The 23,201-nt window shown below is 66.2% G+C and carries 21 protein-coding genes; 6 read left to right on the top strand and 15 right to left on the bottom strand.

The window, feature by feature from the left end; genetic code table 11:
- Nucleotides 1–3 precede the first annotated feature (3 nt).
- Nucleotides 4–1,359: a WS/DGAT domain-containing protein gene (locus IEW02_RS07860; RefSeq protein WP_188544274.1), complete on the top strand. Its 1,356-nt coding sequence runs from the start codon at nt 4–6 to the stop codon at nt 1,357–1,359.
- On the opposite strand, the gene proB is transcribed toward IEW02_RS07860, so the two are convergent.
- From proB to IEW02_RS07810, 10 genes are all read right to left on the bottom strand, one after another.
- Complete coding sequence (proB, locus tag IEW02_RS07855) at nt 1,332–2,444, bottom strand: glutamate 5-kinase (protein WP_188544273.1); 1,113 nt, start codon at nt 2,442–2,444, stop codon at nt 1,332–1,334. The genes IEW02_RS07860 and proB overlap by 28 nt on opposite strands.
- Nucleotides 2,441–3,892, bottom strand: a complete 1,452-nt coding sequence (obgE, locus tag IEW02_RS07850; RefSeq protein ID WP_188544272.1) for a GTPase ObgE — start codon at nt 3,890–3,892, stop codon at nt 2,441–2,443. The genes proB and obgE overlap by 4 nt, the downstream gene beginning before the upstream one ends.
- A 124-nt stretch (nt 3,893–4,016) precedes the next feature.
- Nucleotides 4,017–4,289 (bottom strand): 50S ribosomal protein L27, encoded by a 273-nt coding sequence (gene rpmA, locus IEW02_RS07845; RefSeq protein ID WP_188544271.1) that lies wholly within the window; start codon nt 4,287–4,289, stop codon nt 4,017–4,019.
- Between the two features lie 53 nt (nt 4,290–4,342).
- Nucleotides 4,343–4,654, bottom strand: a complete 312-nt coding sequence (gene rplU / locus IEW02_RS07840; RefSeq protein WP_188544270.1) for a 50S ribosomal protein L21 — start codon at nt 4,652–4,654, stop codon at nt 4,343–4,345.
- 204 nt (nt 4,655–4,858) lie between these two features.
- Complete coding sequence (locus tag IEW02_RS07835; RefSeq protein ID WP_188544269.1) at nt 4,859–8,086, bottom strand: translation initiation factor IF-2 N-terminal domain-containing protein; 3,228 nt, start codon at nt 8,084–8,086, stop codon at nt 4,859–4,861.
- Nucleotides 8,087–8,511: 425 nt separating this feature from the next.
- Nucleotides 8,512–8,925: a nucleoside-diphosphate kinase gene (gene ndk / locus IEW02_RS07830; RefSeq protein ID WP_188544268.1), complete on the bottom strand. Its 414-nt coding sequence runs from the start codon at nt 8,923–8,925 to the stop codon at nt 8,512–8,514.
- A gap of 24 nt (nt 8,926–8,949) precedes the next feature.
- Nucleotides 8,950–9,372 (bottom strand): DUF4233 domain-containing protein, encoded by a 423-nt coding sequence (locus IEW02_RS07825; protein ID WP_188544267.1) that lies wholly within the window; start codon nt 9,370–9,372, stop codon nt 8,950–8,952.
- On the bottom strand, nt 9,369–10,811 hold the full coding sequence (gene folC / locus IEW02_RS07820; RefSeq protein WP_188544266.1) for a bifunctional tetrahydrofolate synthase/dihydrofolate synthase: 1,443 nt from the start codon (nt 10,809–10,811) through the stop codon (nt 9,369–9,371). Before folC ends, IEW02_RS07825 begins: the two co-directional genes overlap by 4 nt.
- Nucleotides 10,808–13,462 (bottom strand): valine--tRNA ligase, encoded by a 2,655-nt coding sequence (locus IEW02_RS07815; protein WP_188544265.1) that lies wholly within the window; start codon nt 13,460–13,462, stop codon nt 10,808–10,810. The genes folC and IEW02_RS07815 overlap by 4 nt, the downstream gene beginning before the upstream one ends.
- A gap of 10 nt (nt 13,463–13,472) precedes the next feature.
- Nucleotides 13,473–14,678 (bottom strand): Bcr/CflA family multidrug efflux MFS transporter, encoded by a 1,206-nt coding sequence (locus IEW02_RS07810; protein WP_188544264.1) that lies wholly within the window; start codon nt 14,676–14,678, stop codon nt 13,473–13,475.
- Nucleotides 14,679–14,733: 55 nt separating this feature from the next.
- On the opposite strand from IEW02_RS07810, the gene IEW02_RS07805 reads away from it, so the two are divergent.
- The 4 genes from IEW02_RS07805 (at nt 14,734) to IEW02_RS07790 (ending at nt 17,024) form a co-directional block, all read left to right on the top strand.
- Complete coding sequence (locus tag IEW02_RS07805) at nt 14,734–15,174, top strand: MarR family winged helix-turn-helix transcriptional regulator (protein ID WP_188544263.1); 441 nt, start codon at nt 14,734–14,736, stop codon at nt 15,172–15,174.
- Nucleotides 15,175–15,253: 79 nt separating this feature from the next.
- Nucleotides 15,254–15,583, top strand: a complete 330-nt coding sequence (locus tag IEW02_RS07800; protein WP_188544262.1) for an ArsR/SmtB family transcription factor — start codon at nt 15,254–15,256, stop codon at nt 15,581–15,583.
- Nucleotides 15,583–16,272: a cation efflux transmembrane domain-containing protein gene (locus IEW02_RS07795; RefSeq protein WP_188544261.1), complete on the top strand. Its 690-nt coding sequence runs from the start codon at nt 15,583–15,585 to the stop codon at nt 16,270–16,272. The genes IEW02_RS07800 and IEW02_RS07795 overlap by 1 nt, the downstream gene beginning before the upstream one ends.
- A 44-nt stretch (nt 16,273–16,316) precedes the next feature.
- The gene (locus tag IEW02_RS07790) at nt 16,317–17,024 is read left to right on the top strand and encodes an alpha/beta hydrolase family protein (RefSeq protein ID WP_188544260.1); all 708 of its coding nucleotides are present in this window, start codon (nt 16,317–16,319) and stop codon (nt 17,022–17,024) included.
- 62 nt (nt 17,025–17,086) lie between these two features.
- On the opposite strand, the gene IEW02_RS07785 is transcribed toward IEW02_RS07790, so the two are convergent.
- Together IEW02_RS07785 and IEW02_RS07780 are read right to left on the bottom strand one after the other, a co-directional pair.
- Nucleotides 17,087–17,839, bottom strand: coding sequence for a Clp protease N-terminal domain-containing protein (locus tag IEW02_RS07785; protein WP_188544259.1), 753 nt, complete (start codon nt 17,837–17,839; stop codon nt 17,087–17,089).
- A gap of 85 nt (nt 17,840–17,924) precedes the next feature.
- The gene (locus tag IEW02_RS07780; RefSeq protein WP_229745880.1) at nt 17,925–19,904 is read right to left on the bottom strand and encodes an alpha/beta fold hydrolase; all 1,980 of its coding nucleotides are present in this window, start codon (nt 19,902–19,904) and stop codon (nt 17,925–17,927) included.
- Nucleotides 19,905–19,962: 58 nt separating this feature from the next.
- Between IEW02_RS07780 and IEW02_RS07775 the strand changes: the two genes are divergently transcribed.
- Nucleotides 19,963–20,961 (top strand): aldo/keto reductase, encoded by a 999-nt coding sequence (locus tag IEW02_RS07775; protein ID WP_188544258.1) that lies wholly within the window; start codon nt 19,963–19,965, stop codon nt 20,959–20,961.
- On the opposite strand, the gene IEW02_RS07770 is transcribed toward IEW02_RS07775, so the two are convergent.
- From IEW02_RS07770 to IEW02_RS07760, 3 genes are read right to left on the bottom strand one after another with little or no spacing between them, the layout of a single operon-like run.
- The gene (locus IEW02_RS07770; protein ID WP_188544257.1) at nt 20,947–21,906 is read right to left on the bottom strand and encodes a heme-dependent oxidative N-demethylase family protein; all 960 of its coding nucleotides are present in this window, start codon (nt 21,904–21,906) and stop codon (nt 20,947–20,949) included. The two genes, IEW02_RS07775 and IEW02_RS07770, sit on opposite strands and share 15 nt — an antisense overlap.
- Complete coding sequence (locus tag IEW02_RS07765; RefSeq protein ID WP_229745879.1) at nt 21,903–22,805, bottom strand: PDR/VanB family oxidoreductase; 903 nt, start codon at nt 22,803–22,805, stop codon at nt 21,903–21,905. The genes IEW02_RS07770 and IEW02_RS07765 overlap by 4 nt, the downstream gene beginning before the upstream one ends.
- Nucleotides 22,799–23,185 carry a dimethylamine monooxygenase subunit DmmA family protein gene (locus tag IEW02_RS07760; protein WP_188544255.1) on the bottom strand — a complete coding sequence of 129 codons (387 nt, stop codon included), beginning with the start codon at nt 23,183–23,185 and terminating at the stop codon, nt 22,799–22,801. Before IEW02_RS07760 ends, IEW02_RS07765 begins: the two co-directional genes overlap by 7 nt.
- Nucleotides 23,186–23,201 lie beyond the last annotated feature (16 nt).

Here is a 23,201-nt window from a genome sequence, read left to right as displayed (position 1 = left end):
AACATGACGCGAGTCGACGCCAAGGACGCGGCCTTCTTCTACGAATCGGTGCCCGGAGCCAGCACCGACCACTACTTCACCGTCGGCCTCCGCCATCCGAGCGACGACGAACTCGACCCCCAGCGCCTCGCCGACGAGGTCGGCGCTCGGCTCGAAAGCATTCCGCAGGTACGGGTTCGGCTTGCCCGCGTTCGGTTCGACCTCGACTATCCCTCGTGGACAACGAATTCGACGGACCCCACCGACACAGTGGGTATCCGCCCGTCCGCTTCCGGTGAATGGTCCGACGCCCTCGTCACTCTGGCCGACATCTTGTCGGTTCCCCTGAACGTCGAACACGGCGCCATTGCGGTGCACATCCTGCCGAATCTACGCGGTGTCCCCGGAATCGACGGGCTCGGATCCGTTGTCGTCGTGCAGCTCTCGCACGCCCTTGCCGACGGTCAGGGCGCGGTGGCTGTGACCCGCACTCTTCTGGGCGACGACTCCGCGCGTACTCACCTACCGTCGCCGACCCTGTCCGGTCGTCGCCCCGCCGTGTCTGCGGTGGTCGGCATTCTACGAATACCCGTGCAGGCGGCGGCGTTCACCGGATCGGCGGTCCGCGCCATCCGATCGAGCCGGGCATTCGCCCGTGAGATCGCCGACGGAACCATCGTGACCCGGCCGCCGACGAGGCAAGCCAGCGCGGTGAACGTCGATCCCGGAACCGACCGCGCCGCTGCCGTTCTCGTCCACGACCGCGCGGCTCTCACGGCGTCGGGCCTGTCGGTCACCTCCGCCGCGCTCACCGCGATTGCGCGTGCCCTGGCCGCGTACCTCGGTGACGACGCCCCTGCCGACCTCGGTGCCCACGTCACCGTGGCGCTGCCGCCGGACGCTCGGTGGTCCGGTGTCAACCGGTTGGCCTCGGCCAGTGTCGATCTCGTCCCCGGAGCGGACGATCAATCCGCACGTATCCGTGCGTCCCTCACCGGTGAACGCCGACGCGTCACCCATCAGGCAATGCTCGATTCGGTGCGCGTCGCGGAGCACATTCCGGCGCCGCTGCTACGCGCAGGTCTGCGTCGCCAACATCCATCGGGAGAGACGGTCCACGCGCACACCACCGTCTCCAGCGTGAACTGCGGGCCTGCGACACTCGAAGTGTGCGGCGCCCAAGCCGTGTTCATTGCTGCGTTCGCCGGTCTCTCGCCCGCGATGTCTCTCAATCACGCGGTCCTCGGACTCGGCGACACCATCAGCGTCGGAGTGGTCACATCACCGAGCGCCGTACCCGATCATTCCCGGTACATCGAAGAGCTGGACCGGGCGCTGGCCGAGGTCGGACGTCAGACGGACACGAGATCGTCGGCGTGAACGACGGGCCGCTGAAGTTCAGGGGCCAGGTTCCCCGTCGATTGCCCGAGCATCGCGCCGAGTTCGATCGCGTCGTACGCCACCACACCCCGACCGACGACGGCACCGCTCGGATCGCGTAGCGCGACAACGTCACCGGCGTCGAACCCGCCGTCGACCGCGGTGATTCCGGCCGACAGCAGCGAGTGACGACGACCGACGACGGCCCGGACCGCTCCCGCGTCCAGGTGCAGATCGCCGCGGGTGTCGGCGGCGTGTCGAACCCAGAAACGTCGGGCGGACAAGCGGTTCGGGCGGGCGGTGAAGGTTGTTCCGACCGCTCCGCCGGCCAACGCGGATGCGGCATCGGCGGCAGCCGCAAGCAGGACCGGCACACCCGCGTCCGCGGCCAGCCGGGCGGCGGAGAGCTTCGATGCCATACCGCCGGTCCCCAGTGCACCGCCGGATCCGGCGATCACGCCGTCGAGATCCTCCGGACTGTCGACCTGTGGAATGAACTGCGCTGCAGGGTCTTTGCGAGGATCGCCGCTGTAGAGCCCGTCGACGTCGGACAGCAGAACCAACGCGTCCGCTCCAACGAGATGCGCAACCAGCGCGGCGAGCCGATCGTTGTCACCGAAGCGGAGCTCAGCGGTCGCGACGGTGTCGTTCTCGTTCACCACGGCGACCGCGCCGAGCGCACGCAGGCGGTCCAGGGTGCGTTGCGCATTGCGATGATTGGATCGCCGTGCCATATCCTCGGCGGTCAGCAGCACTTGCCCGACCGTCCGCTGGTACCGACCGAACGACGTGCCCCACGCATGCGCGAGGGCGAGCTGGCCGACACTGGCGGCAGCCTGTTTGGTGGCGAGGTCCTGTGGGCGCCTGCGCAATCCGAGAGGTGCAAGCCCGGCCCCGACCGCACCCGAGGACACCACCACCACGTCGGACCCGGCCTGCATCCGCGTCTCGATCGCGTCGGCCAGAGCGTCGAGGCGACCGGTATCGAGGCCACCGGCAACGCTGGTCAGCGCGGACGACCCGATCTTGACGACGATGCTGCGGGCGGACGCGATGGCGTGGCGAGTGTCGACGCCTGCGCTCACTGCTCTTCGGTCTCCAACCCGCGGCGTACCCGCCGTGCATGCTTTCGCTCGTCGGCTCCGATGCGCTCCACCTGGTCGATGCGGCCGTCGGTGCCTCGCCCGGTCATGGTGATGTCCACACCGGCGGGGGTTTGCGGCTCCCACTCGAAGCTGACGTTGCCGATGGTGACGGAACATCCGGGCTGCGCACCCTGCTTGACCAGTGCATCCTCGACGCCGAGACGCGCCAGACGGTCCGCGAGGTACCCGACGGCTTCGTCGTTGTCGAACGCGGTCTGCTGAATCCAGCGTTCGGGGCGCGTACCGCGAACGATGAATCCACCCGGAGTCTCCGGATCGGCGATCACGGAGAAGCCCGACTCGTTCGCTGCGACCGGACGGATTACCTGACGACGCGGGGCCGCCTTGGGGTGCGCTTCACGGTAGTCGACCACCAGCTTTGCCAACGCAAAGGTCAACGGCCGCAGACCTTCTCGGCTGACGGCCGAGATCGAGAACACCGGCCAGCCGCGCGACTCTATTTCGGGCGTCACCATCTCGGCGAGCTCGGCGGCCTCGGGCACGTCGACCTTGTTCAGGATGACGATGCGGGGGCGCTCGGCGAGGTCACCGAGGCTCGCGTCCGAGGACAGTGCGGGCTTGTAGGCGGCCAGTTCCGCTTCGAGTGCATCGATGTCGGAGAGCGGATCGCGACCCGGATCGAGTGTGGCGCAGTCGACGACGTGAGCCAACACCGCGCAACGCTCGAGGTGACGGAGAAAGTCCAGACCCAGACCCTTGCCCTCGCTCGCGCCGGGGATCAAGCCGGGCACGTCCGCGACGGTGAAGGTGGTCTCCCCGCTCGACACCACACCGAGATTCGGGGCGAGCGTCGTGAACGGGTAGTCGGCAATCTTCGGCTTCGCTGCGGACAGCACCGACACCAGCGAGGACTTGCCTGCACTCGGGAACCCGACCAGTCCGACGTCGGCGACCGACTTGAGTTCGAGAACCAACTCGCGCTCGACCCCGTCCTCACCGAGGAGGGCGAAGCCGGGCGCCTTGCGCGCTCGGGAGGCGAGCGAGGCGTTGCCGAGGCCGCCGCGGCCACCGGGTGCGGCCTCGAAGCGTGTTCCCTCGCCCACGAGGTCGGCGAGGATACGGCCGTTCTCGTCGAGAACCATCGTGCCGTCGGGGACCGGCAGCACCAGATCCTCACCGTTGGAACCGTCGCGGTTACTGCCCGCGCCCTGAGTTCCGTTGCCGGCCTTGGCATGCGGGTGGAAGTGGAAGTCGAGCAGCGTGTGCACGTTGGGGTCCACGACGAGGACGACGTCGCCGCCGCGGCCACCGTTACCGCCGTCGGGTCCGCCGAGGGGCTTGAACTTTTCGCGGTGGACCGAGGAACACCCGTTGCCGCCCTTACCCGCGCTGATGTGCAGTGTGACGCGGTCTACGAAGCGTGACATGGAATTACTGGTCCTTCCGGAAAGCTACTGGGACACTGTTGACCCAGCAAAGCCGACAGGGGCGGACGAAGGGCTGCAGTAGCCCCTCAGTCCGCCCCTGTCGGGTGAAGCGTGTGAGCTGGGCTCAGACCTCGACGGTCTCAGCGACAGGCGGAACGATGTTGACGGTCTTGCGGCCGCGCTTGGTGCCGAACAGAACTGCACCCGCCGACAAGGCGAACAGGGTGTCGTCGCCACCACGACCGACGTTGACGCCGGGGTGGAAGTGGGTGCCGCGCTGGCGGACGATGATTTCGCCGGCGCTGACGGTCTGACCGCCGAAGCGCTTGACGCCGAGGCGCTGTGAATTCGAATCGCGACCGTTGCGTGAGCTGGACGCGCCCTTCTTGTGTGCCATGTCTGATGATCCTCCTGCGTTGTGGAACTGCGGGTTACAAGCGTGAGTGGGTGTTACTTGATTCCGGTGACCTTGAGGACGGTCAGCTTCTGCCGGTGCCCCTGGCGCTTGTGGTACCCGGTCTTGTTCTTGAACTTGTGGATGCGGATCTTCGGGCCCTTGGTGTGCTCGACGATCTCGCCGGCGACGGAGAGCTTCGCCAACTTGTCTGCATCTGTGGTCAGGTCGGAACCATCGACGACGAGAACTGGAACAAGCGAGACAGCCGTGCCGGGCGCTCCCTCGATCTTCTCGACCTTGACGAGGTCACCGACAGCGACCTTGTACTGCTTTCCGCCGGTCTTGACGATCGCGTACGTTGCCATCGGAGGGCTACCCCTTGCTTCTTCGAACTTGCTCGCGCCGTGGTGGCGCGACTGGTCTGTTACTTCGTATCTCTTGCGTCGGCATTCGCGGCTGACGTGAAGCCGCTCGGGTGTGGAACCGCGCAGCGGGCAGAACTAACCGCGTCGCCGACAGCGACTGTCCAAGATTACGGCAGAGCCGCTACCTGAAGCAAACCGCGCTCACTACTCCCCGTCCACCGGTGGACCGGCGGGCCGTCCTGCCGCGCGCCTGCGCTTCGGCCGAGTCGGCGCAGTGGCCGGAGCAACGGACGCCCTACCTGCCGGAGCAGTCACCGCGGGCTCGGCGGGTTCTGGAGCGGACGCGCCCTGCGGGATGACGATGACCGTGCCCGCAGCTTCGCCGGCCGGTGCGGCCGCCGCGCGGGACACCCGACGGCTGCGTCGCGGCTTGGTGGCGGGAGTCGGGTCCGATTCGGGCTCGGCTGCAGGCTTTGCTACGTCCTCGGCCTTGGCTGCGTTCTCGGGCTCGGCCACCTTCTCGGTCTCGTGGCTCGACGCCGACTCCGCTTCACGAACCGCTTCGACGGCCGCGGCGGCCGTCTCGGCAGGATCCTCGTACGCGACAACCTCCGCACCGTCGACCTCGATGGCCTCGGCCTCGTCGTCCGGGTGCAGATGAGCGGCCATCGCCAACGCGACCGGGTGTGCGCGCTTGGCAGTGACGTCGACAGCATCCTTCTCCGACTCCACCGGAGCGGCGTCTGTCCGGGTGTCGTTCTTGTCCTTGCCACCCCGGCGGCGACGGTTGTTGCCCGACGTCTGATCCGAACGCTGGGATCCGCCGCCGTTGTTTCCACCGCCGTTGCCGCTGTTGCCACCGCTGTTGTTTCCGCCGCTGCGACCCTCGTCGGACTTCGGCTCCACCGGGAACTGGTGGATCATGATGCCGCGACCGTGGCAGTGCTCGCATGTCGTCGAGAACGCCTCGATCAATCCGGTGCCCATGCGCTTACGGGTCATCTGGACCAGGCCGAGCGACGTCACCTCCGACACCTGATGACGGGTGCGGTCACGGCCGAGGGCCTCGGTGAGCCGCCGCAGCACGAGGTCACGGTTCGACTCGAGCACCATGTCGATGAAGTCGACGACGATCATTCCGCCGATGTCGCGCAGACGCATCTGCCGCACGATCTCTTCGGCTGCCTCGAGGTTGTTGCGGGTGACGGTCTCTTCGAGGTTGCCGCCCTCACCGGTGAACTTGCCGGTGTTGACGTCGACCACGGTCATGGCCTCGGTGCGGTCGATCACCAGCGTGCCGCCGGACGGTAGCCAGACCTTGCGGTCGAGTGCCTTGGCCAGCTGCTCGTCGATGCGGTAGGCGGCGAAGACGTCGATGTCCTTCGAGGACGCCTCGTATCGCTCCACCCGCGGGAGCATGTCGGGAGCCACGGTTTCGATGTAGCTCTGCACGGTCGACCATGCGCGGTCACCTTCGATGACCAACTTCGAGAAGTCCTCGTTGAAGAGGTCACGGACTACCTTGACCAGCAGGTCGGGCTCTTCGTACAGGCTCTGCGGGTTGGACCCCTTGCTCGACTCCGCCTTCGACGACGCATCCGAGATGGTGGCCCACTGCGCCTGCAGACGCGTCACGTCGCGGGCGAGTTCCTCGGCGCTGACGCCTTCCGATGCCGTGCGGATGATGACCCCGGCGTCGGCCGGGACGATGTCGCGCAGGATGTCCTTCAGTCGCTTGCGCTCGGTGTCCGGAAGCTTGCGCGAGATACCGGTGGACGAACCGCCCGGGACGTAGACGAGGAAGCGACCCGCCAGCGAGATCTGCGTGGTGAGACGAGCACCCTTGTGACCGACCGGATCCTTGCTGACCTGGACCAGAACTTGGTCACCCGGCTTGAGTGCCTGCTCGATCTTGCGCGAGCTGCCACCGAGGCCGGCTGCTTCCCAGTCGACCTCACCGGCGTAGAGCACGCCGTTGCGTCCCTTGCCGATGTCGATGAACGCAGCCTCCATGCTGGGCAGCACGTTCTGAACACGTCCGAGGTAGACGTTTCCGGAGATCGACCCCGACGACGTGCTGGTCACGAAGTGCTCCACCAGCACACCGTCTTCGAGCACGGCGACCTGCGTGAGGTCGGGATGACCGGCCAATGCCTTCTCGCGGACGACCATCGTGCGATCGACGGCCTCGCGGCGAGCCAGGAACTCGGATTCGGTCAGGATCGGCGGACGGCGGCGGCCGGCATCACGCCCGTCACGTCGGCGCTGGCGCTTGGCCTCGAGACGCGTCGATCCGGAGATGCCCTGGACCTCGTCCTTGGGAGCGCGCTGCTTGTTTCGGGGTTCGCGTTCGTGCACCACCGTGTTCGGCGGGTCGTCCTCGTCGTTCGAATCGGTCGAGCTGTCCCCGGTGCTCTTGCGGCGGCGCCGGCGACGACGTCGGCGGCTGCCCGAGTCGGAATCGGAGTCGTCGTCGTCCGACTGGTCGTCGTCGGAATTGTCCTTCTCGGCGCCGAGGTCGGAGCTGTCCTTCTCGGAGTCGTCCGACGACACGACGTCGGCGCTGTCGGTTTTGGTCACGGTGTCGTCCGACGAGTCGTCTGACTCGCCGTCGTCCGTCGAATCGTCCGAGTCCTGCTGCTCGCCGCGCCCGCGGCCCCGACCGCGGCGTCCCCGCCGGCGTCGTCGTGGCCCGGACGATTCCTGGTCGTCACCGGAGTCGGGTCCGGAATCGTCGGAGGAGTCTGCGTCCGTCGAGGCCGGTGCAACGATGTCGCCCGACTCGGTGTCGCCGACCGGCGTCTTCTCGGGGGAAGCGTCGGTGTCGTCCGAAGTCTCGACCGCCGGCGTCTGAACCTCGGGCGTTTCGGCCTCGGGCGTCTCGACTTTCGGCGTTTCCGACTTGGCGCGACGTCGCTTGCGAGCCGGCGCCTTGACGGGCGCATCGTCGGACGGCGTCTCCGGCTGCACGAAGAGCGGCATGGCGGCGGACGTACCGACGGGCGGCGTCGACTGCACGGGGGCTTCGATGTTGGTGAAGAGGTCCGGCTGCGGCGTCTGCGACGGCTCTGCAGGCTCGGGCGCACCGACATCGGGGATGCTGTCGATCGCCTGCTCGGCGGGCTCCGGGGTGTCCGCGAGCGCGGGCGCGTCTGCGGTGGGAACGGCCCCGAGCGCGTTGATCACGGCCTCGGCGTCGGCTCGCACCACGCTGGACTGCACGTTGCGAGCGGGCGAACCCATCTCGACGAGCTGGGCCATCACCTGCTTGCTGGTGACACCGAGCCGTTTGGCGAGAGCATGCACACGGATGCGCTCGGGGAGCGCCGGATCGGCGCTTCCGGTATCAGCGCCACCGGTGTCTGTACGTCCGGTGTCTGCGATTCCGGTGTCGGAGTCGGATGAAGTCTGGGGCGGCTCGTGGTCGGCCACGTGTTCTCCTCGGGCCCCCGGGCGCGTTCATTCACCGAATTCACGGCGAATGGCACGCGGCCACACGGGAGCTGTGTCTGTTCTCGCGTCGACTGGACGCGAGAGAGTGGTCTCGCCTCGCATTGGCGTGGCAACCGGCGGTCACCACGGTTCAATGCGTTGCCTGGTCGGATGGCTGGTACGTCCGACGATCCGAGCGCCTGATCTTCAGCGTGACACGGGTGCAAGGGGTGTCCTGCAGCAGCGTGGCCGCGATGACGGGCATCGAACCGTTGGTTGTCATCCGGTTGCGAACGCGTGAACAGTAATTGCGTCGCAACCGTTGTCAGTATCCCACACTCGCCGACGGCCTCGTGCCAGGATCCCACTCGACGCGCGGTGTGGAGGCCGCGCGACGACGTGACCTGCGGGATACCCGGCCTGCGTCAGGCCAGTTCGGGGAACCAGAGTGCGATCTCGCGATCCGCCGATTCCACCGAGTCGGAGCCGTGGACGAGGTTCTGGCCACCGTCGAGAGCCAGGTCGGCGCGGATCGATCCGGGAACGGCCTTCTCGACGGGGTCGGTTCCACCGGCGATCTGCCGGAAGGCGGCGATCGCACGGGGGCCTTCGAGTACGGCTGCCACGACGGGTCCGGAGGTGATGAACTCGAGCAGGTCGGGGAAGAACGGCTTGCCCTCGTGCTCGGCGTAGTGGGTGCCGGCGAGTTCACGGGTCACCGTCTCGAGCTTCAGTGCCACGATGTCGAGGCCCTTGCGCTCGATGCGGCCCAGAATCTCTCCTATGTACCGGCGCTTCACGCCATCGGGCTTGATCAGTATGAGAGTTCGCTCAGTCACGCCGCTCAGCATAGGGCGCAGGTGCTACTCGAAGTCGCGCTGACCCGCGAGGAGGCCCTGGGTGATCCGTCGACGGATATCGCGGCGCAGGTAGATCAGATATGCCCACACCACCGCGAACATGACGCCGATGGCGGTGATGGACGGGTGCGCGAAGAACCCGAGGATGACGAAGACCTGGAGTGCGACGTTGAACTGCATCGCCCACGGACGACGCTGCAGTCCGGACCCGACGATCATCAGCAGGCCCAGAACCACGATGTAGGTGCCGCTCACCCAGGTCACTCCCCCGCCGACGGTGCCGACAACGGGCAGTGCGAGGAAGACGACGATGGCCTCGAGAACCAGTGTGCCCGCGCAGACGCCTCGGAAGCCTTTCCACGGATCGGTGATCGGCGCACGAAACCCGGTGACGGGGTCGATGTCGTCGATCTCGTTGTCGCTCACGCCGGGTCCTTTCCGAACAGAGTGCGCGCCACTCCCGCCGTCACGACGGAACCGGTCACCACGACTCCTGCACCCGATACTGCCTCACCTTCGTCGGCAACGTCTTCGGCGATGCCGATCGCCACCTCGATGGCGTCGGGCAGGGTCTCCGCGACCACGACGCGTTCGTCCCCGAATTTGGCGACGGCGATGTTGGCCAGTTCCTCGACGTCCATCCCGCGTGGCGACCCGTTGTGTGTCACCACCACCTCGTCGAAGATCGGTTCCAGAGCGGTCAGGATGCCGTCGACATCCTTGTCCGCCATCACCGCAACCACGCCGACGAGTTTGCGAAAATCGAACTCCTCGCTCAGCGCCGTCGCGAGCGCCGAGGCGCCGTGCGGGTTGTGTGCGGCGTCGAGGAACACGGTGGGTGCATTGCGTACGCGTTCGAGTCGACCAGGGTTGACGACGGAGGCGAACCCTTCCCGGACCGAGTCGATGTCGAGGCGGTGATCCGCGCCGGCGCCGAAGAATGCTTCCACCGCCGCGAGTGCCAGGGATGCGTTGCGCGCCTGGTGCTCTCCGTGTAGCGGCAGGAAGATCTCGTCGTAGACACCACCGAGGCCTTGCAATTCGAGGACCTGCCCGCCGACGGCGACGCCTCGGGACAGGATCTTGAATTCCGAACCCGCTCGTGCGACCGCCGCGTCCATCTCCACGGCCCGCCGGAGCAACACGTCGGCCACCTCGGGCTGCTGCTCGTCGAGGATGGCGACCGTGTCGAGGGGGACGACACTCTCCGGCGCCTTCTTGATGATGCCGGCCTTCTCGGCGGCTATCCCGGCGAGGTCACTGCCCAGGTACTCGATGTGGTCGATTCCGATGGGCGTGATCACCGAGACCTGCGCGTCGACGACATTGGTTGCGTCCCAACGACCTCCGAGACCCACCTCCACGACGGCGACGTCGACGGGTGTTTCCGCGAACGCCGCGAACGACATGGCCGTGAGCACTTCGAACTTGCTCATCGCGGGGCCACCGGCCTCCTGCGACTGCCGGTCGATCATCTCCACGTAGGGGAGGATGTCGCGGTACGTGTCGACATAGAGCCGCGGTGAGATCGGCTTGCCGTCGATGGCGATGCGCTCGGTGGCCAGCTGCAGGTGCGGACTGGTGGTCCGCCCGGTGCGGCGATGAAATGCGCGCAGCAGCGACTCGACCATGCGCGTCACCGACGTCTTGCCATTGGTGCCGGCGATGTGAATGGACGGATAGTTGTTCTGGGGCGACCCCAGAATGTCCATCAGTCCGGCGATGCGGTCGAGTGACGGCTCGATCTTCGTCTCGGGCCACCGGCGGTCGAGTTCGGCTTCGACGAGCGTGAACTCGGCGAGGTCGACCGGTGACGGTCCGGGGTCGGCAGGTCCGTCGTACGCGTGCTCGTGTGGGGTAGTCACTGACCGCCCAACTCCTTCAGCCGCTTGGTGATTCGTTCGATGTCCTCACCGGCGAGCTGCTGACGTCCGCGAATCTTGTCGACGACCGCCTCGGGCGCATTGGCGACGAACTTGTCGTTGCCCAACTTGGCCGTGGTGGTCTCGAGCTCCTTCTCCGCCGCCGCGAGATCCTTCTGCGCACGTTTGATCTCGGCGCCCACGTCGACTGTGCCGGAGGTGTCCAGCTCGACGGTCACCGTGCCGAGGGACAACCGAACCTCGAGCGATGCCGAGGGCGTGAAGTCCGCCTCGGCATCGGTCAGGAACGCCAGCGACCGAACCGCCGACAGCTGCCCGTCGATGTCGGCTTCGCTCGCTCCCCCGAGGCGGGCAGGCACCTTCTGCTTGGGCTTGAGACCCTGATCGCTGCGAAAACGTCGAACTTCGGTCACGAGCTTCTGCATGTCGGTGACGCGTTGCAGCGCAACAGGATCGGCGCCGACACCGGTTTCGGCGGGCCACGAGGCGGTCACGACGGTTTGTCCGCCGGTGAGCACCTTCCACAGCGTCTCGGTCACGAACGGGATGACCGGATGCAGCAGTCGCAACAGCGAATCGAGAACGGTGCCCAGCACGGCGCGGGTGGAATCGTGCCCGTTACCCAGCTGCACCTTTGCGAGTTCGAGGTACCAGTCGCAGACCTCGTCCCATGCGAAGTGGTACAGCGCCTCGCATGCCTTCGAGAATTCGTACCGGTCGAGGGTGTCGTCGACCTCGGCCCGCACGGTCGCAAGGCGGTCGAGGATCCAGCGGTCGGCGTCGGTGAGGTCGGCACGGTCCGGAAGGTCCGCCGCCACAGCGCCGTTCATCAACGCGAACTTGGTGGCGTTGAACAGCTTCGTTGCGAAGTTGCGCGATGCCTGAGCGTTGTCCTCGCCCACGGAGAGGTCTCCACCGGGGTTCGCGCCGCGGGCCAGGGTGAAGCGCAGCGCGTCGGCTCCGAACCGGTCGACCCAGTCGAGCGGGTCGATGCCGTTGCCCTTGGACTTGCTCATCTTGCGACCGAATTCGTCGCGAACGAGTCCGTGCAAGAACACGTCTCGGAACGGAACGGCGCCGGGAAGTTCGTCGGCGACTGCGGTGCCGAACATCATCATGCGGGCCACCCAGAAGAACAAGATGTCGTACCCGGTGACGAGAACGCTTGTCGGATAGAACTTCTCGAGGTCCGCAGTACGCTCCGGCCATCCCATCGTCGAGAACGGCCACAGGCCGGACGAGAACCAGGTGTCGAGCACGTCGGGATCCTGAGTCCACCCTTCGGGGGCGCTCTCGTCGGGTCCGAGGCAGATCGTCTCGCCGTCGGGCCCGTACCAGATCGGGATGCGGTGACCCCACCAGAGCTGACGGGAAATGCACCAGTCGTGCATGTCGTCGACCCAGGAGAACCAGCGCGGTTCCTGGCTCTTGGGGTGGATCACGGTCTCGCCGCTGCGCACCGCGTCGCCCGCCGCCGTGGCAAGCGTGTCGACCTTGACCCACCACTGCAGCGACAACCGGGGTTCGATCGGCTCTCCGCTGCGCTCGGAGTGACCGACGCTGTGGGTGTACGGGCGCTTCTCCGCGACCACGCGGCCCTGCTCGGCCAACGCTTCGCGGACCTTGACACGCGCCTCGAAACGTTCCAGACCGTCGAATTGTGTTCCGGTGTCCACGATGTGGCCGGTCTTGTCCATGATCGAGGGCATCGGCAGGGAGTGCCGAAGTCCCATCTCGAAGTCGTTGGGGTCGTGCGCGGGTGTGATTTTCACTGCGCCCGTACCGAATTCGGGGTCGACGTAGTCGTCGGCGATGATCGGGATCTCGCGATCGAGGAACGGGTGCGGCAACGAGGTACCCACCAGGTGGGTGTAGCGCTCGTCGTCGGGGTGCACGGCGACGGCCGTGTCGCCCAGCATCGTCTCGACTCGGGTGGTCGCGACGACGACATGCGGTTCGTCGTCGTTCAGAGAGCCGTACCGCAACGAGACCAGCTCGCCGTCGACGTCTTCGTACTTGACCTCGATGTCGGAGATCGCCGTCTGCAGGACCGGCGACCAGTTCACCAGCCGCTCGGCGCGGTAGATCAGACCGGCGTCGTAGAACTTCTTGAACACGGTTTGAACAGCGCGCGAGAGACCCTCGTCCATGGTGAATCGGTCGCGGGTCCAGTCGACGCCGTCGCCGAGTCGGCGCATCTGCTCGCCGATGGTGCCGCCGGACTCGGCCTTCCATTCCCAGACCTTCTCGATGAACTTCTCGCGGCCGATGTCGTCCTTGGAGACACCGTCGGCCGCAAGCTTCTTCTCGACGAGCGATTGGGTGGCGATTCCGGCATGGTCCATGCCCGGAAGCCACAGCACCTCGTAGCCCTGCATGCGTTTACGGCGCGCGAGCACATCCATCAGGGTGTGGTCGAGAGCGTGGCCCATGTGCAGGCTGCCGGTCACGTTGGGCGGCGGCAGAACGATCGAGTAGCCGGGCTTCGACGAGTCCGCGTCCGCGGTGAAGTAACCGGCGTCCACCCACCCCTTATAGAGATCGGCTTCCACCTCGCCGGGGTTCCAGTTCTTGGGAAGCAGGTCGGCGGGGTTGTCCTGCGGTTCGGACGGTGCGTGGTCTGAGCTGGTCACTCGGTCAATTCTAGTGGGCCCCGGAGGTGGCCCCCAACCGCCGTCGGGAGACGAGGGCAAGGGCCGCCGCAGACAACATCTCGCACGCGAACATGGTCGACGCCATCGGGACCGCCGTGCCCTCTCCCCCGAGGCCGACGATCGGAGAGACGAGCGCAGCCAGTCCGAACTGGAGTGCGCCGAGGACGGCCGACCCGGTTCCGGCTGCCTGTCGAACTTCGGCGAGGGCGAGCGTGGTGGCGTTGGCCATGACCAGGCCGAGCCCGCTGACCGCGATCCAGAGGAGAACGAGAACAGGCCACAGCGACACCCCTGCGATCGAGTCGACGACCAACAGCGTCGACGCCACCGAGATGACGACGATTCCGACTCGGAGCAACTTCTCGGGTCCGACCGTGCCGACGAGGCGAGCATTCAGCGCGCTCACCGCGACGAGACCGAGAGCGTTGCAGGCGAACGCGATCGAGTACGTCAGCGTCGACAACCCGAGGAGGTTCTGAAGCACGAATGGCGACGCAGAGATGTAGGCGAACATGACGCCGAAGGCCAGCGCGAAGGACACCGTGTAGCCGACGAAGCGTCGGTTGCCGAGGACGTAACCGGCGTCTTGTTTCAGCGCCGAGAAACCTCCTGCGCTGCGGTTCTCCGCGGGCAAGCTTTCTGCGACCTTCACTGCCACTCCGACGAACATGATGGCCGCCAGCGCGGTGACCACCCAGAACACACCACGCCAGCCGATGTGCCCGACCAGCGTGCCGCCGAGGAGCGGCGCCACGATCGGGGCGACTCCACCGATCAACATCATCAAGCTGAAGGCTTTCGCTGCGTCGACGCCCTCGGCGCGGTCGGAAATGACGGCGCGGCTCAGGACGATGCCGGCTGCGCCGGTGAAGCCGGTGACGAATCGGACGGCGGTCAACGTTTCGATGGTCGGGGCCACGGCGCACGCTGCGCTCGACACGGCGCAAATCAGGGTTCCGCCCAGCAGCAGCGGCCGTCGACCGAAGCGGTCGGAGAGCGGACCGATCACCAACTGTCCGACCGCGAGCCCGATCATGAACGCCGTCAACGTCAGCTGTACGGCAGATGCGGACGTGCCGAACTCGTCGGCCATGCTCGGGAACGCCGGGAGGTACATGTCGGTCGCGAGCGGCGCCACTGCGGTGAGCAACGCGAGGACGGCGATCACCGATCCGGGCAGACGGTCTTTCGTCATGGGCATCTCCATTACGTATAGATATATATGTACTTCGATAGGTAGTGTGCCACACATGACCGCCGACGACATCACCCACGAGATCGCCGTGACGATCGACACGCTGATCTGGGAACTGCGCCGATTCGGCGAGCAGCAGGTCGGCCTCACTCCCCTGCCTCAGTCGGAATTCGACGTACTTCGCGCCGTGTTCGACCGCCCGGGTGCAACGGTGTCGGACATCGCCCGACGCCTGTCCCGCCAACCGAGCAACATCAGTACGTCCGTCCGACGACTCGTCGAGCGCGGCCTTCTGGAACGCGAAATCGATCCTCGAGACCGCCGATCCGGGTTGCTGCGTCCGACCGAACAGGCGCGACTCGACCGACGCGCAATCGACACGGCATGGGATTCCGCCGTCGGGCGGGTGCTCGAGACCATGACCGACGACGAGGTTCGGACGATGGTGGCTGCAGTGCCCTTGCTGAGACGGATGACGGACCTGCCGCATCGGTGACGCCGCGCCCGTGCCGACTTCGGTACGACTCCGTGGCTACAGCTCTCGCTGAATACAGCTTTCGATGTACTGTCTGCGCATGGACGTTCTCACCGACGTATCGGTTCTGGCTCGTTTCGGGCATGCGCTGTCCGACGAAACTCGAACGCGAATCCTGCTCGCGCTCAAAGCGGGCCCGGAACACCCGGCGACACTTGCTGATTCGTTGGGCGTCAGTCGCCAGAAACTCTCCAACCATCTCGCATGCCTTCGGGGTTGCGGGTTGGTCGTAGCGGTTCCCGACGGTAGGCGCGTCCGCTACGAACTGGCCGACGGCAACATCGGGCGGGCTTTGGACGACCTGCTCGACGTGGTGTTGGCGGTGGACCCGCGGCACTGCCCCGATTCCAGCAGCGAGGGTTGCTGCTGATGGTGTCGAATGCAGGCGTGACGGCAGCATCCCCCACCGTCGCTCGGCGTGCCGTGTTGTCACGTCGTATCCGGTTGTTCGTCGCGGCGACGATCACTTACAACGTGATCGAAGCAGTCATCGCCCTCACCGAGGGAACTCGAGTGTCCTCGACCGCATTGGTGGGTTTCGGCCTGGACTCGGTCATCGAAGTGTCCTCGGCCGCCGCGGTGGCGTGGCAGTTCGCCGCACCCGACCCGGAACGGCGCGAGCGAACAGCCCTGCGCGTCATCGCGTTCTCGTTTTTCGCCCTCGCTGCCTATGTCGGGATCGATGCCGTCCGGTCGTTGCTCGGCGCCGACCAACCTCGGCACTCGACCGTCGGAATCATCTTGGCCGCGGTAAGTTTGGCGATCATGCCGGCGCTGTCCTGGGCGCAGAGACGAGCAGGAAGGGAACTCGGTTCGCTGACCGCGGTGGCCGATTCCAAACAGACGTTGCTCTGCACCTACCTTTCCGCTGTGCTCCTGGTAGGCCTCGTGGTGAACAGTGCCTTCGGGTGGTCCTGGGCCGATCCGGTCGCCGCGCTCGTCATCGCCGTCGTCGCGGTGAAGGAGGGGCGCTCGGCATGGAAGGGGGACGCGTGCTGCGCCGTTCCGACGCCGGCAGTTGCGGGACCGAGTCGGACAACCGAATGCGATTGCTGCTGAGCTCTGTCGACGACGGTCGCTGATGAGCCGCCTACAGTGGGTCGATGTCCGAGTCCTATGGCGACCACCCCGACCAGTACGGCGACCTGCGCACACCGCCGGGAGAAGGGCCACACCCAGTCGCGGTGTTGATTCACGGTGGGTCCTGGCGCAGCCAGTATCGATCGGACATGCTGAACGACACGGCTGAGGACCTCACCGCGCGCGGTTTCGCGACCTGGAATGTCGAGTACCGCTGCCCCGACCAGCACGATTGGGCCGCAACAACTTCGGACGTTGCCGCTGCGATTTCGCACGTGTCTTCGCTGCCGAACGTGGACCTCGACCGTATTGCCGTGATCGGCCACTCCGCCGGCGGTCAGTTGGCCATGCGGGCTGTGGCGGACAACCCCGGTGACATCGCCGTCGCCGTCACGCTTGCCGGCGTTCTCGATCTGATCGAGGCAGACAGTCGCGCCGTCGACGACGGGTCCGTCTCGAACGCCCTCGGCGGGCGCTACACCGATATTCCCGACGTCTACCACCAGTCCTCACCGCGGCAGAGATTGCCGATGGGGGTCGACCTGATCGTCGCGTGCGCAACTGAAGACGACCTCCTTCCGATGAGCCGCGACTACGCCGCAGCCGCTGCTCGAGCGGGTGATTCGGTCGATTACATCGAAGGTGAGGGCGACCATTTCGCCGTCGTGGATCCGGGAACGCAGATCTGGAAGGACATCGTCGGTGCGTTGGATCGGCGGTTGAGGGGCTGATCAGGGCTCGACCGCACGATGATTCGAGACAACCGGGCGGGATTCGACCCCCATTTCCGCCCTCATGTCCCGTTTCGCTGAGCCTCGTTGTTCGCGGCCATAAGGACGTCGACGGTGTCCGCAATGAACCGTTCGGCCTGCGCCTTGTCGAAACCGAGGCCTGCCAGAATGCCGTCGCCGTCCTCTACCTCTGCGAGCGCCAACAGGATGTGCTCGGTTCCGACGTAGTTGTGCCCCAGACGAAGCGCTTCTCTGAAGGTGAGCTCGAGTACCTTCTTGGATGCGGCGTCGAACGGAATCAGTGCGGGCATCGAATCCGATTGGGGACCGAGCTCCGCACGAGCCCGCGCACCCAAGTCGCGTATGGAAATACCTTGATCCGTGAGCGCGGCACCGGCCAGACATTCCGGCTCGGCCACCAGACCGAGGATCAAGTGGGCGGGAGCGATGTCCGCGTTCCGTGCGCTGTGTGCCTCGTTCTGCGACGCCACCACCACATTGCGCGCTCGCTCGGTGAAGCGATTGAAGCCTTGACTGGAGTCGAGGTCGTTGGGCTCGCCCGGATCCTTTGCTACGAAACGTTTCTGAGCGGCCTGTTTCGACACACCCATACTCCGGCCGATGTCGGTCCACGAAGCGCCGGTTCGTCGGGCCTGGTCCACGAAGTGCCCAATGAGGTGATCTGCGATGTCGCCCAGGTGGTCGGCGGCGAGCACAGCATTCGAGAGTTGATCGAGTGCATCGGGATGAACCTTTTTGATGGCGTCGATCAGATCGTCGAGGCGGATGGGCGGTGTGGGTTGCACTGGGGTCATGCGTCAACGATAAGTTGACGTTCGATTACCGTCAACCCTGAGTTGACGACAGTCCTGCGGCGGTGATCACCAACCCATCACCCGCTCAGCCCCCCAACACCTCCGGCATCACCGCGTCCTCACCCAGCACGTGCTCGGAGAGGAAGGCGAGGACGACCTGGTACCAGACCTTCGCGTGCTGGGGCGTCAGGACCCAGTGGTTCTCGTTGGGGAACAACAGGAACCGATGGTCCGTCTTGCCGAAATCGTCGGCGGGCAAACCGGATTCGGAGAGCAGCTCGTACCAGAGTCGGACTCCCTCACCGATCGGGACGCGATAGTCGCGATCTCCGTGAATCACCAGCATGGGAGTGACGATGTTCGAGACGAACAGGTGCGGCGAATTGTCGAAGGCCATCTCGGGCGTCATCTCGCGTGCCCAGTACCAGGCGGAATCGGTGGTCGGTCCGAACTGGTCCAGCGCCCACAGACTCGCGTGCGTCACGATGGCCGAGAATCGATCGGTGTGCCCGGCAATCCAATTGGCCATGTAGCCGCCGAACGATCCACCCATCGCGGCCGTACGGGTGGCGTCGACTTCGGGCAGCAGTTCCGCCGCATCGGTGATAGCCATGAGATCGGTGTACGGCTCCTTGCCCCACCGTCCCCATCCTCGCTGGACGAAGTCCTGACCGTATCCGGTGGAGAGCGCCGGATCGGGAAGCAGCACTGCGTATCCCGCCGCCACCATCAGCCATGGGTTCCAGCGCCACGACCAGCTGTTCCACGAGCTGAGTGGCCCGCCGTGAACCCACAGCAGCAGCGGTGACGGGCCCTCGGCAGGCCTGGCCAGCCAGGCACGCACCGTCGTCCCGTCCTCGGCCTGTGTGGACACCTCGACGAGTACACCCGGAATTTCTGGAAGCTCGCACGGAGCCTGCAAAGCAGCCACTTCTGTGGAGGCCGTGTCGATCCGAACAGGATGTGGCGGAGCGGCGTACGACGCGCGCATCGCGTACAGCACTCCGTTCGCGCCGGCGATCACGTTCGTGTAGACGAAATCGTCGGACGTGACCGGCGACGTCGACGTGTCGTCGACAAGCAGAATCCGGCCGCGACCGTTGTCGTCGACGGTCACCGCCACCGCACTCGAATCCTGAAGCCAGACAACCGAAGTAGGCCACCGATCCAGCTCGCTCGCCCACCGCACCGACACGCCCGTGGCGACGTCGAGAACGTGCAGGGTGGTGCGGGGCGCCACGTCGGGTGACGAGACCGACTCACGGAGGTAGGCCACACGCCGGCTGTCCGGAGAAATCGCCGGTGCGAAGACGTCGGCATCGGGGTCGTCCACGAGCACTGTTCGAGCACCGGTGCCGATGTCGACCCGGACCAGCGTCGAGCGCAGCGACGCCAACGGACCGCCCACCGACCAGGTGCTGACGACGAACGAACCATCGTGCGCCAGGTCGTATTCCGCTTCGCGCAGGGCGCCACCGGCCAATGTGGTCACGTCGTCGAGGTCCGCATCATCCCCGTCGGACGCCCCCGTGAAGAGGTGCGGCGTCGCCGGACCGAGATCGTGATCCCAGTATCGAACCGGGTACCCACTGTGCAGGATCGCCGACACCTTCGTGTCCTTGCGCTGCGCTCGTATGCGGGCATCGACATCCTCCGAGCCGCCCAGCACGTCCGAGGACACCACGAACGTCGGCGATGTCCGGGCAGCAACGACTCCGCCCACACTCCCGCCGCGGGACGCGAGTTGCCGTGCGTCACCACCGCCCGCGGGGAGAAGCCACAGAGCCATTGATGCGTCGTCCTCGGTCGACGTCGCACGCAGGAACAACAGATCACCCGACGCGGTGAACACCCCGCCCGACTCTCCCTGCTCGCTACGGGTGAGCCGACGCGCCGGCGTCCGGCCGGTGGAGTCCAGTTCCCACAGCGCGGAGACGTACTTGGTCGATTTCTCGTTCGGTGTCGACATCGAGGTGACCAGTCGGGTGCCGTCGGGTGCGAGCGACAGGCCGCCGAGTCGCGGGAGCGCGATGTACGCATCGAGGTCGTGAAAGGAGTCGGTCACGCCCACGAACTTAGTCGTACGCTGGCGTCGAACCCATCACAACGAGGTCGGAGACGTCATGACCAAGCTTGCATCGGTAACACTCGGTGACGGATTGACCGTCAGCGCACAGGGATTCGGCGGAATGGCCCTCACCCCCGTCTACGGCGACGTCGATCCGGACACATCACTCGAGACCCTTCACCACGCAGTGGACGTCGGCGTCACCTTTCTCGACACCGCCAACGTGTACGGCGGGGGCGACAACGAGAAGTTGTTCGCACTCCTGCTGAAGGACCGCCGAGACGAGGTCACCGTCGCCACGAAGTTCGGCATCACCGGTAATCCGTCGACGGGAGAGCGAACCACCCGCGGCGGCCGCGACTACGCCCGGCACTGCATCGACGAGAGCCTCGGACGACTCGGTATCGACACCGTGGATCTGTATTACATGCACCGTCTGGATCCGAACGTTCCGATCGAGGAGACGGTGGGCGCGATGGCCGAACTCGTCACCGAAGGCAAGGTGCGCCATCTCGGTCTGTCCGAGGTCACCGCCGCGGAACTCGAACGGGCCGTTGCAATACACCCGATCGCCGCCATCCAGTCCGAATGGAGCGTGTGGAGCCGCGACGTGGAAACCCGGGTGGTGCCGGCTGCGGCCCGCCTGGGAGTCGGATTCGTCCCGTATTCCCCTCTGGGGCGGGGCTTTCTGACCGGAACCGTCGACTCCTCCACCCTCGGTGACGCCGACATGCGCCGCCACTTCCCACGGTTCGCGGACGGCGTCCTGGAAGCGAACTCGAAAGCCCTCGACGTGGTGCGGGCCGTGGCCGCACAGACCGGCGCCACGCCGGCGCAGGTTGCGCTCGCCTGGCTGTACCGCAAGGGAACCGATCTGGGCCTCCCCGTGGTCCCGATCCCCGGAACACGCACCGCTACCCGAATCGACGAGAACGCTGCTGCCACGACGCTCGTGTTGACCGATGCACAGGTCACCGAGCTCGACGGCATCGATGCACTGGTCTCGGGCGCGCGGTCCGCGGATCCGAACTGGGTCAGTTCAGGACGCGAATGACCACCATCGCTCGATAGCCGGACGGAGCGCACTCAACCCCTTGTAGTCCGCGATGTCGTCGGGCAACTCACGGACGACGTTCACGAAGCGCTCCGCCCACCCGGGCACGGATGCGAGCTCGTTCAGCGTGATCATGTGCGTGCGAATGAGAAACAGGACGGCGCCCGACGGAGCGATCCTCGTCAGGTGTTGCACCTCGACGCGTAGGCACAGGCGCCGGCCGACGTCCTCGGCCGACGCCTCCCACAACTCCTCTCGGAGGGGTTTCCACTCCCCACGGGCCTCGGCGGACATGTCCAGTCGGTGATCGACTCCCGTCGACCAGTTGGTCCGCCGCATCCACTGGCCCACGTCGAGCGACAGGAGGAGGGATTGGGCCCGCGCCGCGATCCCGTCCGGAAGCAACCTCGGAACCGGTCGGTGGATGTCGAGAAACGGCATACCCAGATCGAAGTTCATCGACCAGTCGGCGGCGAACGTGACTACTCCGGCATCGGCGAACAGTCGGCCGTCGCGGCGGTCGAGGAGAACCACGTCTTCCTGAATCTGTTTGGCAGCGAACACCAACGGGTTGTCGGGAAGCGACGCATCGTCACGGTCGATCCAGGTGTGGGTGGTGTCCAGGAGGTCGTTGCGCAGGGTCCAGGTGGAACCGTCGATGTGCACAGTCACCACGTCGGGGCGGCTCCGCGCCAATTCGGTCACCACCACCCGAAGCGCGTCCCACGTCGCGTCTCGCATGTGCGGCAAGGCCGCGTGTCGCCTCGGGTCGCGTCGCAGGATGTCGGCGCGCTCGGCCACGACGGCCGCGTAATCTGCACCGACGTCGACGATGTCGTCACCCCATCGGCCCGCTGCCGTCTCGTGCCTCGTCCGAGCGGGCTCGACGTTCACACTCGACCGATAGGTGTCGGATTCGAACGGGTAGGGGAACGATGCCGTCACAGCTCGAGCTCCACGCCGTCTCCGGCGGCGCGAGACACACACACCATCATCGAATCCCCTTCGGCCCGTTCGTCTTCGGTGAGATAGAGGTCTCGGTGTTCGATGGGTCCGCTCAGCACGGTGGTGCGGCACCGACCGCACACGCCGTGCCGACACAGGTTCGGCACGATGATCCCGGCCTCGGCGAGAGCGTCGAGCGCCGTCCGATGGGAAGGTACGTGAACCGTCAGTCCCCGCGACAGATGCAGTTCGAACGGTCGCGTCGGCGCCGACGTGGACGCGAAACGCTCGTGATGGCAACGAGATCGGGGCCAGCCCGCACCGGCGGCTTCGACATGCACGAGGTCGATCAGACCTCCGGGACCGCACACGTAGAGGTGAGTCCCGAGCGGTTGGCGACGCAACGATTCTCGAAGCGCCGACACGAAGTGCTCGCGATCGGTCACTACGGTGACGTCGTCGCACACGGCGCGGAGGTCGCGCACATGTGCGTCGACCCCCGGTTTGTGTACGTACAGAACTTCGGACGCACTACCGTGCTCGCCGGCGTGCGACAGAATGGGCGTGACCCCGATGCCGCCGGCGACGAGGAGGTGCCGCCTCGCGGACAGGACCGGAGCGAACGTGCTGCGCGGCGTCGATATGTCGACCGTGTCCCCCACCCGACGTTCGTGCAGCCACGAGGACCCGACCCCCTGGGCGCGGACCGAAATCGAGTAGGACGTCGGCGACCGGCACTCCCCGGTCAACGAGTAGGCGTTGTACCGGTCGATCGCGCATCGCACGAGAACGTGGCTCCCCGGCACGAAGGGTTCGAGAGCTGAACCGTCGACAGAAGCCAGGACCACCCGGCGCACACCGGGAGCAATCGTCACCGTGTCGAGCACCGTCGTCAACACGGCGATCCCAAGTGCGCAGCCAGAACCGGCGAGAAATGTTCTCCCACAACCAGTTCGATAGAGCAGCCGGAGCATCGCACGGCAGACGCACGCGTGGTGGAGAGTCCCCCGCACGACGGGCAGTAGACGCGGCGACTGCCGGAGTCGGTGACCAGCATCGTGATTTCGTCGTCCACCGCGCCGGCAGCGAGCGCCCGCGCCCGCGCGGCTCGGACCGCCGACTCGGGACCGATCACGGTGCACCGCCAGCCGACCAGCGCCGACGCGAGTACGGAGTCGAACCACGAGACTGCCTCGTTCCACGACTCGAACCGCCCGACACGGCCCACGGTCCCCGGCGGCACCGGGGCGTCGCCGACGATCAGAATGGTGGCGGTCACCGCTTCAGGTTAGCGA

Origin of the sequence: Rhodococcoides trifolii (assembly GCF_014635345.1) — a bacterium.
Classification (GTDB): domain Bacteria; phylum Actinomycetota; class Actinomycetes; order Mycobacteriales; family Mycobacteriaceae; genus Rhodococcoides; species Rhodococcoides trifolii.
This window is presented reverse-complemented; position numbering and strand designations above follow the sequence as displayed.

Excerpts from the sequence above, each read along its gene's own strand:
- rpmA (WP_188544271.1), bottom strand. The coding sequence starts at position 4,289 with ATGGCACACAAGAAGGGCGCGTCCAGCTCACGCAACGGTCGCGATTCG.
- IEW02_RS07805 (WP_188544263.1), top strand. The coding sequence starts at position 14,734 with ATGACCGCCGACGACATCACCCACGAGATCGCCGTGACGATCGACACG.
- IEW02_RS07785 (WP_188544259.1), bottom strand. The coding sequence starts at position 17,839 with ATGACCCCAGTGCAACCCACACCGCCCATCCGCCTCGACGATCTGATC.
- IEW02_RS07810 (WP_188544264.1), bottom strand. The coding sequence starts at position 14,678 with ATGACGAAAGACCGTCTGCCCGGATCGGTGATCGCCGTCCTCGCGTTG.
- IEW02_RS07795 (WP_188544261.1), top strand. The coding sequence starts at position 15,583 with ATGGTGTCGAATGCAGGCGTGACGGCAGCATCCCCCACCGTCGCTCGG.
- rplU (WP_188544270.1), bottom strand. The coding sequence starts at position 4,654 with ATGGCAACGTACGCGATCGTCAAGACCGGCGGAAAGCAGTACAAGGTC.
- IEW02_RS07860 (WP_188544274.1), top strand. The coding sequence starts at position 4 with ATGACGCGAGTCGACGCCAAGGACGCGGCCTTCTTCTACGAATCGGTG.
- obgE (WP_188544272.1), bottom strand. The coding sequence starts at position 3,892 with ATGTCACGCTTCGTAGACCGCGTCACACTGCACATCAGCGCGGGTAAG.
- IEW02_RS07790 (WP_188544260.1), top strand. The coding sequence starts at position 16,317 with ATGTCCGAGTCCTATGGCGACCACCCCGACCAGTACGGCGACCTGCGC.
- IEW02_RS07800 (WP_188544262.1), top strand. The coding sequence starts at position 15,254 with ATGGACGTTCTCACCGACGTATCGGTTCTGGCTCGTTTCGGGCATGCG.
- IEW02_RS07775 (WP_188544258.1), top strand. The coding sequence starts at position 19,963 with ATGACCAAGCTTGCATCGGTAACACTCGGTGACGGATTGACCGTCAGC.